Here is an 11426-nt window from a genome sequence, read left to right as displayed (position 1 = left end):
GTGACCGTCCGGTGACCGAGAAGGTCGACGACCCCGTCGTGCGGGCGGCCTCCGAGATCATCGGAGGCCCCCGCGGACGGTATGCCGCAGCCCGTGAGCTCCCGTGGGTGCTCACGGCCGCGCTGCTGTCGGCCCTGACGGCCGTCACCGCCGGGCTCGCGATCCTGCTGCGCGCCCCCTGCCTGCGCACCGGCTTCACGGGCGACACCCAGTTCTGGAGCGCCTGCTACGCCGACCTGCCCACGGCGTACCGCGACGCGAACCTCAAGGCCGGCCTCGCGGCATACCTCCAGGGCGGCGACGGCGCGCCGGTCACCGGGCAGCCGCCCCTGACCGGGCTCGTGCTCACGGCCGTCGCGAGCCTCGGCCCCGACGACGGATCGCTCAAGACGCGGGCCGCGTGGTACTTCGCACTGTGGTCGGTGCTGCTGACCCTGCTGCTGCTCGTCATCGTGTGGCTCGTCGCGTCGTCGGCCGCTCGACCCATCTCGGCGGCGCACGTCGCGCTGTCCCCCGTCGTCGTGCTGGCCGGGTTCATCTCGGCCGACCTGCTCGGGGTGGCGCTGGCCAGCGCCGGCATGTGGGCGTGGTCGCGGCGCAACCCGACGCTCGCCGGAGTTCTGCTCGGGCTCGCCATCGGGGCGCGGACCTATCCCGTGCTCATCCTCGTCGCGATCGCGCTGCTCTGCGTCCGGTCCGGTCGGCTGCGCGAGATGGGTCGCGTCGTCGGCTACGCGCTGCTGACGTTCGGCGCGCTGCTCTCCGGGCTCTGGCTGCTCAACCGCGAGGCGGCCGCCTCCCCCTACCAGGGGTGGGCGTCGGCCGGAGCCGGCTACGGCTCACCGTGGCTGCTGCCGCAGCTCGCCGGGCACCCCCTGCCCACGGGGGCCGTCACGGCGCTCGCCGTCGTCGGCTGGCTCGTCGCCCTCGTGGTCGGGGCGGTGCTCGCGCTGTCGTCGGCCCGACGCCCGACGATCGCCGAGGTGTCGCTCGTCATGGTCGGCATCGTGCTCGTCACCGGCAAGTCGTTCACCGTGCAGAGCTCGCTGTGGCTGCTGCCGCTCATCGCGTGGTGCGCCCTCCAGTGGCGCGACCACCTCATCTGGGCCGGCGCCGAGACGCTCAACTTCGTCGCGGTGTGGCTGACGATCGCGGCGACGACCGTGCCCGATCGTGGTCTGCCGGCGTCGTGGTACGCCTTCTTCTCGATGCTGCGCGTCGTGGCCGTGCTGTGGCTCGTGGCCGTCGTGTGGCTGCGGGCCCGCGACCGGTGGAGCCGGTCGAAGGGTGAGCCCGACGACCTCGCGGGCCCGATGAGCGGCGCCGAGGACCGGCTCATCGTCCGCTTCTCCTGAGCCGTGGTCGGGCGAGGGCCCTCCGATTTCGGAGTATGCCGTCCGGGCCGGTAGTCTTGCCCAGTTCGCCGTGTGCCCGGTGGCCTGTGGATCGAACCGACCGATGTCGGTGAGGTCTGCGAGGCTGAACCCGGCTGGAAGATCAGGCCGGGCCCCAGGCTCGCGGCGGGACGAATGCAACCCTCCTGTCACGAGAGAGACTCGTGACCGCCGAGACCAGAGGAGGTGGGTTAGAAGCATGCGTCAGTACGAACTCATGGTCATCCTCGACCCGGAGACCGAAGAGCGCACCGTCGACAAGACGATGGACAAGTTCCTCACCGTCGTGAAGAACGACGGGGGCACCGTCGAGAACGTCGACATCTGGGGCCGCCGCCGTCTTGCCTACGACATCAAGAAGAAGTCCGAGGGCATCTACGTCGTCGTCAACATGACGACCGAGCCGGCCACCGCCCAGGAGCTCGACCGCCAGCTGAACCTCAGCGAGTCGGTCATGCGCACCAAGCTGCTGCGCCCCGGCGCCTGATTCAGCGAAGTTACTGATCCGCTCGATCAACCGACGAAGGACTGGTCCATGGCAGGCGACACCGTCATCACGATCATCGGCAACCTGACCGCCGACCCCGAGCTGCGTTTCACGCCGTCCGGGGCTGCGGTCGCGAACTTCACCGTGGCCTCGACGCCGCGGCAGTTCGACCGCCAGAGCAATGAGTGGAAGGACGGCGAGACGCTGTTCATGCGCTGCTCGGTGTGGCGCGACGCGGCGGAGAACGTCGCCGAGTCGTGCCAGCGGGGCATGCGCGTGATCGTGTCCGGCCGGCTGAAGTCTCGTTCCTACGAGACGAAGGAAGGCGAGAAGCGCACCGTCGTGGAGATGGACGTCGACGAGATCGGCCCGTCCCTGCGCAGCGCCACCGCCAAGGTCAACAAGACCCAGCGCGGTGCCGGCGGCGGTGGTGGCGGCTTCGGCGGCGGCCAGGGCCAGGGTGGCGGCTGGAGCGGTGGCTCCGGCGGCGGCCAGGCCGAGGACCCGTGGGCGACCGGCGGCTCTGCCGGCGGTGCCCAGGGTGCCCCGGCCGCAGGTGGTCAGCAGGGCGGCGGCTGGAGCGGTGGCTCCGGTGGCGGTCAGCCGGCTGCCGGTGGCCAGCAGGGTGGTGGTTGGGGCGCGGCCCCCAGCTACGACGAGCCCCCCTTCTGATCGAGCAGGTCAGCACCGCCGTCCGGTGACGCAGCCGGACGGCATACCCCAGTAGTTCTTTTAACCCATCCCGGGGCACCAAACCCCGGGCTCTCATCAAGAAGGAGAGCACCACGATGGCAAAGCCCGTTGTGCGCAAGCCCAAGAAGAAGGCCAACCCGCTGAAGGCGGCGAAGGTCGAGAACATCGACTACAAGGACACTGCGCTCCTGCGCAAGTTCATCTCCGACCGCGGCAAGATCCGCGCGCGTCGCGTGACCGGTGTGTCCACCCAGGAGCAGCGTCTCATCGCCACGGCCGTCAAGAACGCCCGTGAGATGGCCCTGCTGCCCTACTCGAGCTCGGCTCGCTGAGCCGGTTTCGGGAACGAGGAGAACACCATGAAGCTCATTCTCACGCACGAGGTCACCGGCCTCGGTGCTGCTGGTGACATCGTCGAGGTCAAGGACGGCTACGGCCGGAACTTCCTCATGCCGCGCGGTCTCGCGACCCCGTGGACCAAGGGCGGCCAGAAGCAGGTCGACGCCCTGACCAAGGGCCGTGCGGTCCGCGAGATCAAGGACCTCGACACCGCCAAGGGTGTCAAGGGCCAGCTCGAGGCCACGTCGGTCAAGGTCCCGGCCAAGTCCGGCCAGTCCGGTCGCCTCTTCGGTGCCGTCAGCAACGGCGACATCGCCGCGGCCGTCCAGGCTGCCGGTGGCCCGGAGCTCGACAAGCGCAAGATCGAGGTCAAGCAGGCCATCAAGACGCTCGGCTCCTACGAGGCGACCGTCCGTCTGCACCCCGAGGTCGCGGCGACCCTCAAGTTCGAGGTCGTCCCCGCCTGACCGTCGAGGTCTGACACGTCGAAGGGCCGGGCTCCGCACAGGCGGAGCCCGGCCCTTCGTCATACCTCCCCGAGCGGCGGCGCGCACACGCTCGGGTCGACCCACGCCGTCCTCCTTGAGCCGCTGACACCAAGCTGTCGTTGACCCCAAGGTGTGCCGCCGGCTCGCGGTGAGGCGGGCCCTTCAGCGGCGGCCGACCACCGCGACCGTCGTGTCGAAGAGCTCCCAGGGCGTGCTGCCGGCGGCATCGGGCACCTCGAGGTGGCCGTGCACCCGGGCCCGGCCCTGGCGCAGCGAACCCGCGGCGGTGGAGACGGTCCAGCTGCGCTCGGTCCCGTCGCACGTGACCGGGACCGAGACCGTGAGCGGTGTCGTGGCGGCTGCCCCCGACCGCGACACGAGCTCGAGGCCCAGCGTCCCCGGACCGGAGAGCGCCGGCGAGTCGGGCAGGGTGCACGTGTAGGTGCCTCGAAGGGTGACGACGCCGTCGTGCAGGCGGGCCTGGCGGTCGACGTCCACGGTGCCGAGATCGGGTGCGCCCCCGGCCCGCGCCGGAGCGACGACGAGGGCGGTCGTGCCGATGGTCGTCGCGGTGGCGAGGGCGATGGCGGTGAGGGTACGCCTGACGGACATGTGACGGATCCCCTGTCTGGTGGGCTCGCTCGTCGAGCCGATGCAGATCAGGACGCTCGCGTGCCGCGGGAGGTTGTCACGGGGGGCACACGAGTTCCCCGCACTTCCGCTGCCCGTCAGCTCGAGTCGCGGACGACGAGCTCCGTGTCGAGCGTCGTGACCCGGGGCGGGGACTCGCCCGCGAGCAGGCGCAGCAGCGTGTCGGCCATGACGACGCCCATCTCCTGGGCGGGCTGGGCCACGGTGGTCAGCCCCACCTTGCCGCGCGTGGCGTACTTGCTGTTGTCGAAACCGACGATCGCGACGTCGTCAGGCACCCGCAGCCCGCGCTCGTCGAGCGCGAGCAGCGCCCCGCTCGCCATGAGGTCGCTCGCGACGAAGAGCGCGTCGAGGTCGGGGTGCTCGTCGATGAGGGCGAGCGCGGCGCGGATGCCGCCGGCCTCGGTGAAGTCGCCACGCGCGAGGCGGTGGTCGGACAGCCCGGCCTCGGCGAGGGCGTCGCGCCAGCCCTGTTCGCGGTCGACCGAGGCCGGCATGTCGGCCGGTCCGGTGATCGTCGCGATGGCGGTGCGCCCCCGGTCGATGAGGTGCCGGGTGCCCCGGACGCCGCCGAGCCGGTTGTCGACGTCGATGTAGTAGTCGCGGTCCTTGGCCTCGCCGATCGGTCGGCCGCCGAAGACCACGGGCAGCGACCGGCTGAGCGAGGTGAGGAAGTGGTCGCCGGAGTGGTGCGAGACGACGATGGCGCCGTCGACGTTGCCGCCGAGCAGGTAGCGCTTCGTCTTCTCCGACGGCGAGCTCGGGTGCGTCAGCTGGAGGTTGAGCACGTAGTCGCTGTCGTCGAGCCGGTCGCTGATGCCCTGGACGACGTCCGCGAAGTACGGGTCGCCGAAGAAGCGGTGCGTGTCCTCGGGCACGACGAGCGCGATCGACATCGTCGCGCGGGCGACGAGTGACCGTGCGGCCCGGTTGGGCACGTAGTCGAGCTCGGCGATGGCCTTCTCGACGACGACGAGCACGTCCGGGCTGACCCGGGGCGAGCCGTTGATGACGCGCGAGACCGTGGCCCGGGACACGCCGGCCACCCGGGCGACCTCCTCGAGGGTGGGTCGTCCGACGGGGGTGGCCAGCGTCCCGTCGCTCATGGTGTCGATTCTCCTGCAGGGTCGTCGCCGTCACCGCTCGTGGCCGGGGCGTCCCACGGGCTGGGCAGCCTCCGCGTCGAGATGATGCGGGCGAAGTCGAGCGCGCTCGCCTTGGGCGTGCGCACCTGGGTGTCGTAGTCGACTCGGACGATACCGAAGCGCTTGGCGTAGCCCCACGCCCACTCGAAGTTGTCGAGCAGCGACCAGTAGAAGTAGCCGCGCACGGGGACCCCCGCGTCGACGGCGTCGAGGATCGCACCGAGGTGCGAGCGGACGTATGCCGTCCGGCCGCGGTCGTCGACGAAGCCGTCCTCGTCGGGGGTGTCGTCGAAGGCGGCGCCGTTCTCCGTCACGTGCAGGGCGACCCCGGCCGGGCCGGCATACTCCTCGTGGAGCCGGACGAGCAGGCGGGTCAGCCCCTCGGGCTGGATCTCCCAGTCCATCGCGGTGACGGGGAGCCCGCGCGGGTGGCGGTGGGCGTCATCGGCGGCGGGGAACGGCGATCGGGTGGTGCGGCCGCCGTTCACGCTGTCGTCGAGGGCGTCGGCAGGCGCCTCGTGGCCGATGGCCTCGCCGTTGTAGTAGTTGACGCCGAGCACGTCGATGGGCGTGGAGATCACCTCGAGGTCGCCGTCCATGACGTGGTCGGTCAGTCCCAGGTGGCGGACGTCCTCGAGGAGGTCGGCGGGGTACTCTCGGCGGAAGATCGGGTCGAGGAAGATCCGGTTCATCTGCGCGTCGACCCGGCGCGCGGCGTCGACGTCGCGCGGGTCCGAGGGGTCGAGCGGGTCGGCGACGGTGAAGTTGAGGGTCAGCCCCAGCTCGAGCGAGGCGTCGCGGGCCCGCAGCTCCTGCACGACCCGGCCGTGGCCGAGCAGGAGGTGGTGCGCGGCGGCGAGACCGTCGGCGGGTGAGGTGCGGCCCGGCGCGTGCATGCCGGCGGTGTAGCCGAGGAAGGCCGAGCAGAACGGCTCGTTGAGGGTCGTCCACGTGCGCACCCGGTCGCCGAGCCGGTCGTGCACGGCCAGCGCGTAGTCGACGAAGCGGTCGACGGTCTCGCGCGAGGTCCAGCCGCCGCGGTCCTCGAGGGTCTGCGGCAGGTCCCAGTGGTAGAGCGTGAGCCACGGCGCGATGCCCGACTCGATGAGCGAGTCGACGAGCCGCTCGTAGAAGTCGAGCCCCTTCGCGTTGACCGGTCCGCCGTCGGGGCAGATGCGTCCCCAGGACGTCGAGAAGCGGTAGGACTGCAGGCCGAGCGACCTCATGAGATCCACGTCGGCGGCATACCGGTGGTAGTGCTCGCACGCGACGTCACCGGTGTCACCGTCGACGACGGCGCCGGGGGTGTGCGAGAAGGTGTCCCAGATCGAGTCGGTGCGGCCGTCCTCGTGACGGGCCCCTTCGATCTGGAAGGCCGCGGTCGCGGCGCCGAGGCGGAAGTCCTGCGGCACCGGGCGTCCTTGTGCGACGAGGAGATTAGTCGCGGGCGTCGTGCCCGGCGTGATGAGGGTCTGGTGGGTACGCGTCTGGGCGGTCATCCCTTGACGGCTCCTTGCATGATGCCGGAGACGAGCTGCCTCCCGGCGAAGACGAACAGGACGATGAGGGGCAGCGCCATGAGCACGACCCCGTTGAGCACGAGGGAGTAGTCGACGAAGTAGGCGGCCTGCAGCTGCTGCAGGGCGACGGGCAGCGTCGGGTTGCCGGGGTCGAGGATGATGAACGGCCAGAAGAAGTTCGTCCACGTCGCGATGAAGGTGAACAGGCCGAGCATCGCCGCACCCGGGCGGGCGGCAGGCAGCGCGATGGACCAGAACGTCCGCAGCGTCGACGCGCCGTCGACGCGCGAGGCCTCGATGAGCTCGTCGGGCAGCGCCTCCTGGAGGTACTGCGTCATCCAGAAGACGCCGAACGCGCTGACGGCGCTGGGCAGGATGACGGCCCAGAGGCTGCCGATCCAGCCGAGCTTGCTCATGACGATGAAGAGCGGCACGATGCCGAGCTGGGTCGGCACGGCCATCGTCGCGATGACGAAGACGAGCAGACCGTTGCGACCCCGGAAGCGCAGCTTGGCGAAGGCGAAGCCGGCCATCGCCGAGAAGAGCACGACGAGCACGGCCACCGTGGAGCTGACGAGGATGCTGTTGCCGAGGGCCTTCCAGAACGGGATCGTCGTGACGACGGTGCTCGCGTTCTGCAGGAAGTGCCCGCCGGGGACGAACGAGAACGGGTCCTGCACGATGGCCGCGGAGTCCTTGCTGCCGATGACGTAGGACCACCAGAGCGGGAACGCCGAGCCGACGAGGACGATCGCGAGGAAGACGTATGCCGTCGGGCTGGCCTGGGTGCGGCGCACGAGCTTCGTGCCCCGTCGGGGCTTGACCACGGGCGCAGGGGTCAGGGTCGGGGCGGTCATCGCTGTCCCTTCGAGGCGATCCGGCGGGTGACGAGGAAGTTGACGACCGCGAAGACGATGACGATGAGGAAGAGCATCCACGCCACGGCGGCCGCGCGGCCGAAGTTCTTCTGCGTCCAGCCGAGCTGGTAGAGGTAGAGGGTCAGCGTCTGCCACTGGCGGTCGGCGCCGCCGAGGCCGTACTGGTCGTACATCCGCGGCTCGTCGAAGATCTGCAGGCCGCCGATCGTCGAGGTGATGACGACGAAGATGATCGTCGCGCGAAGCTGCGGGATGGTGATCGAGAAGAAGGTGCGGATGCGGCCCGCGCCGTCGATCATGGCCGCCTCGTAGTAGTCGCGGGGGATGGCCTGCATGGCGGCGAGGAAGATCAGGGCGTTGTAGCCGGTCCACCGGAAGTTGACCATCGTCGCGATGGCCACGTGGCTGGGCAGGACCTCCTTGTGCCACTGGATCGGGTCGATGCCGACGAGGCCGAGCAGGTGGTTGACGAGGCCGAACTTGTCGCCGAAGAGGTCGCTGAAGATGAGGGCGACGGCCACGGGGGCCACGACGTAGGGCAGCAGCACCCCCATCCGCCAGAACGTGCGGGCCCGCAGCCCGCTGTCGAGGGCGGCCGCGATGAGCAGCGCGGCGATGACCTGCGGCACGCTCGAGAGCAGGAAGATGCTGACGGTGTTCTTCAGCGCGTTCCAGAAGTAGGGCTGCGCGAGCACGTCCGCGTAGTTCTTGAGCCCGACGAAGTCGCCCTGGCCCCCGATGAGGCTCCACTTGTGGAGCGAGACCCACGCGGTGTAGAGCAGCGGGAAGAGCCCGACGATGCCGAAGAGGATGAAGAACGGCGAGACGTATGCGTAGGGCGCGGCCTTCTCGTCGAGCTTCGTCAGGCGGCGCCGCCATCCCGAGCGGGGCGGCAGGGGCGTGCGCTGCACGATCGCCGCGGCGCCGGGCGGGTCCGGCTGCGTCGTGCGGGTGGGGGACTGAACGGTCATGGCGCTTCCGATGGTCGGGCGGACGGCCCGGTGCCCGGGTGAACGGTGAGGGGTGCACCGGGCCGTCCGCGGTCGGCTGGTCGACGGGTCGGGCGTTCGACCCGTCGACCGGCGGGATCAGGTCAGCCGAGGGCCTTGACGTCGCCGACCCACTTGTCCCACGACTCCTGCGGGGAGCTGCCCTGCTCGACGCGGGTCAGGGCCTGCTGCATGGCGTCGTTGATCGCGAAGTAGTGGGTGCCCTTGTACGGCGTGATGGTGACGGCCTTGGCGCGGTCGGCGAAGATCTGGCCGGTCGGCGCGTTGTTGAAGGACGCGACCGTGAAGGAGAGCAGGTCCTGGCTCTCGAGGGCCTGCTTCTGGCTCGGGAAGGCACCGACCTTCTTGAAGGCCTTGATCTGCTGCTCGGGCGCGGTCAGCCACGCGGCGAGCTCCTGGGCCTCCTTCGGGTGGGCGCTCTGCTTCGGCACGGTCAGGTACGAACCGCCCCAGTTGCCACCGCCACCGGGGAAGGTGTTGGCGACGTCCCAGCCCTTGACGCCCTTGGCGTTGCCCTCGATGACTCCGACCATCCAGCCGGGGCAGAGCATCGTCGCGAAGCCGTTCTTCTGGTAGCTCGCGGTCCAGTCGTCGCCCCACTGCTGGAGCTTGGCCGAGAGACCGTCGGTGATGCCGGCCTGGATGACCTGGTCGTAGATCTTCTTGACGGCGGCGTTGTCCGTCGCGGTGATCGCGTCGTCGCTCGGGTTCTCGTAGGCGGCCTCCAGCTGGTTGACCATGCCCTGGTAGGTGGCGCCGATGCTGTCGAAGAAGGGGACCTTCGACTTGGCCTTGAACTGCTTGCCGGCGGCGAAGTAGCTCTCCCAGGTGTTGCCGAACATCTTGGCGACCGACTCGCGGTCGCTCGGCAGGCCGGCGGCCTTGAAGAGGTCGCTGCGGTAGCAGATGGCCTCGGGGCCGGAGTCCGTGCCGTAGCCGATGAGGTGGCCCTCGGCATCCGTGGCGGCCTTGGCCTTCCAGTCGAGCCAGCGGCCCTGGACGTCGGCGGAGTTGAGGTCGGTGAACTTGTCGGAGTACTGGAGCATCTCCGGGAGCCAGTCGACCTCGACGGCCTCGACGTCGGCCATGCCGCTGCCGGCCGAGAGGCGGGTGAAGAAGTTGTCGCGGGCCTCGTTGGAGGTCGCGGCCTTCTTGTGGGTGACCTTGATGTTCGGGTGCGACTTCTCGAACTCGGGGATGAGCTCCTCGTAGCCGAACTGGTTGAAGGTGGCGAGCGTCAGGGTGACGGGTCCGCCGCCACCGGTGCTGCCGGCCTGGGTGGAGGGGCTGTCGGCACCCGAACCCGAGCTGCAGGCCGAGAGGGCCAGCAGGCCGACGGTGAGGGTGGCGAGTACGGCGTGGCGTGAGCGCACGGAGGGCGCGCCGATCCGGGTGGAACGGGATGTCATGGAGAGCTCCTTTGGTCTCATCCCCAGTGTGGGTGTGGGAGCGCTCTCCGTGCGTGAGACGTGGCCGTGAGAGCGCTCTCACGAGGAGAATGGGGGTGCCGGAGGGCATCGGTCAAGAGCCGTGACCATTCCGTGACCTGATCGCGGCTAGCGTGGAGGTCCAGACGCCGGCGTGGGCCCGGCACCGGTGGGAGGCTCCCATGACCGTCTACGACCTCGTCGCGATGGGTCGGGTGGGCGTCGACCTCTACCCCCTCCAGCACGGCGTCACGCTCGACGAGGTGCGCACCTTCGAGAAGTTCCTCGGCGGCAGCGCGGCCAACGTCACGGTCGCCGCGGCCCGCCACGGTCGGCGCGCCACGCTCGTCAGCGCCACGGCCGACGACGCCTTCGGACGCTTCGTCCATCGCGAGCTGCTGCAGCTCGGCGTCGACGACGCCCACGTGCAGACCATCACCGCTGGGCCGCCGACCCCGGTCACCTTCTGCGAGGTGTTCCCGCCTGACCACTTCCCGATCTGGTCCTATCGCTACCCGATCGCGCCAGACCTTCTCATCACGGCGGACTCCCTTCCCCTGCAAGCGATCCGGGAGGCGCGGGTCTACTGGTCGACCGTCACCGGGCTCAGCCAGGAGCCGAGCCGAGCGGCCCACCACGCTGCCTGGGAGGAGCGCCGCCGGGCGCCGCTCACCGTCCTCGACCTCGGCTACCGGCCCGCCTTCTGGAGCGACCCCGACGAGGCCCGTCGGCGGGTGCGCGAGGCCGTCGGTCACGCGACCGTCGCCGTCGGCAACATCGAGGAGTGCGAGGTCGCGACGGGGGAGGCCGACCCCGAGCGGGCGGCCCGCGCGCTCCTGGCGGCGGGCGTCGAGCTCGCCGTCGTCACGCAGGGACCACGCGGCGTGCTCGCCATGACGCCCTCCGAGCAGGTGAGGGTCGGCGCCTTCCCCGTGAGGGTCGTCAACGGCCTCGGTGCGGGCGACGCGTTCGGTGGGGCGCTCGTGCACGGCCTGCTCGAGGGGTGGGACCTCGAGCGCGTCCTGCACTTCGCCAACGTCGCCGGTGCTCTCGTCGCCGGCAGGCTCGGGTGCTCGACGGCGATGCCGACGACGGCCGAGGTCCAGGCCCTGCTGTCCGATGTCGAGGTCGCCGACGGCGCCATGTGAGGGCGCCGTGTGAGGGTGCCGTCGAGAGCGCGCGAGCAGGCCCGGAAACGAGAAAAACCCGCCCCTGCTGGTCACGTCGCCGAACTCGACCAGCAGGGGCGGGTGCCCTTGACCCGGTGATCCGACAGGGGGAGGAGATCACCGAGTCGCACAGGAGCAACTCACGACATCGACTATGAGCGCCCGACCTTAAAGAACTCTGGGAAACCCGTAGCAGTTGGCCCTGACCGAGCCCACGCGTCGGTC

Annotated in this window: 12 protein-coding genes; 6 read left to right on the top strand and 6 right to left on the bottom strand. The window is 70.3% G+C overall.

Annotated features, from left to right (window positions below; genetic code table 11):
* The first annotated feature begins 11 nt into the window (after positions 1–11).
* From ASH01_RS18925 to rplI, 5 genes are all read left to right on the top strand, one after another.
* A complete protein-coding gene (locus ASH01_RS18925; protein ID WP_056779620.1) occupies positions 12–1355 on the top strand; it encodes a glycosyltransferase 87 family protein in 1344 nt (447 codons plus the stop codon).
* A gap of 238 nt (positions 1356–1593) precedes the next feature.
* Positions 1594–1881 (top strand): 30S ribosomal protein S6, encoded by a 288-nt coding sequence (gene rpsF, locus ASH01_RS18920; protein WP_028785248.1) that lies wholly within the window; start codon positions 1594–1596, stop codon positions 1879–1881.
* A gap of 48 nt (positions 1882–1929) precedes the next feature.
* Positions 1930–2553 (top strand): single-stranded DNA-binding protein, encoded by a 624-nt coding sequence (locus tag ASH01_RS18915; protein ID WP_056779617.1) that lies wholly within the window; start codon positions 1930–1932, stop codon positions 2551–2553.
* Between the two features lie 116 nt (positions 2554–2669).
* Positions 2670–2906 (top strand): 30S ribosomal protein S18, encoded by a 237-nt coding sequence (gene rpsR, locus ASH01_RS18910; RefSeq protein ID WP_056779614.1) that lies wholly within the window; start codon positions 2670–2672, stop codon positions 2904–2906.
* 27 nt (positions 2907–2933) lie between these two features.
* The gene (gene rplI, locus ASH01_RS18905; RefSeq protein WP_056779611.1) at positions 2934–3380 is read left to right on the top strand and encodes a 50S ribosomal protein L9; all 447 of its coding nucleotides are present in this window, start codon (positions 2934–2936) and stop codon (positions 3378–3380) included.
* A 183-nt stretch (positions 3381–3563) separates the two neighbouring features.
* Here rplI and ASH01_RS18900 read toward each other — a convergent pair whose 3' ends face one another.
* From ASH01_RS18900 to ASH01_RS18875, 6 genes are all read right to left on the bottom strand, one after another.
* On the bottom strand, positions 3564–4013 hold the full coding sequence (locus ASH01_RS18900) for a DUF6299 family protein (protein ID WP_056779608.1): 450 nt from the start codon (positions 4011–4013) through the stop codon (positions 3564–3566).
* A gap of 116 nt (positions 4014–4129) precedes the next feature.
* Positions 4130–5158 carry a LacI family DNA-binding transcriptional regulator gene (locus ASH01_RS18895; RefSeq protein WP_056779605.1) on the bottom strand — a complete coding sequence of 343 codons (1029 nt, stop codon included), beginning with the start codon at positions 5156–5158 and terminating at the stop codon, positions 4130–4132.
* Complete coding sequence (locus ASH01_RS18890) at positions 5155–6696, bottom strand: GH1 family beta-glucosidase (RefSeq protein WP_082619986.1); 1542 nt, start codon at positions 6694–6696, stop codon at positions 5155–5157. The genes ASH01_RS18895 and ASH01_RS18890 overlap by 4 nt, the downstream gene beginning before the upstream one ends.
* Positions 6693–7574 (bottom strand): carbohydrate ABC transporter permease, encoded by an 882-nt coding sequence (locus ASH01_RS18885; protein ID WP_056779603.1) that lies wholly within the window; start codon positions 7572–7574, stop codon positions 6693–6695. The genes ASH01_RS18890 and ASH01_RS18885 overlap by 4 nt, the downstream gene beginning before the upstream one ends.
* On the bottom strand, positions 7571–8566 hold the full coding sequence (locus ASH01_RS18880) for a carbohydrate ABC transporter permease (RefSeq protein WP_156415665.1): 996 nt from the start codon (positions 8564–8566) through the stop codon (positions 7571–7573). Before ASH01_RS18880 ends, ASH01_RS18885 begins: the two co-directional genes overlap by 4 nt.
* A 122-nt stretch (positions 8567–8688) precedes the next feature.
* Entirely contained in the window at positions 8689–10014 is a 1326-nt protein-coding gene (locus ASH01_RS18875; protein WP_056779600.1) for an ABC transporter substrate-binding protein, read from the bottom strand.
* Between the two features lie 200 nt (positions 10015–10214).
* Between ASH01_RS18875 and iolC the strand changes: the two genes are divergently transcribed.
* Positions 10215–11180: a 5-dehydro-2-deoxygluconokinase gene (iolC, locus tag ASH01_RS18870; protein WP_056779780.1), complete on the top strand. Its 966-nt coding sequence runs from the start codon at positions 10215–10217 to the stop codon at positions 11178–11180.
* Positions 11181–11426: the final 246 nt, after the last annotated feature.

This window comes from Terrabacter sp. Soil811 (assembly GCF_001429655.1).
Classification (GTDB): domain Bacteria; phylum Actinomycetota; class Actinomycetes; order Actinomycetales; family Dermatophilaceae; genus Terrabacter.
The sequence above is the reverse complement of the archived record's forward strand: the minus strand, read 5'-3'. Positions and strand labels throughout refer to the sequence as shown.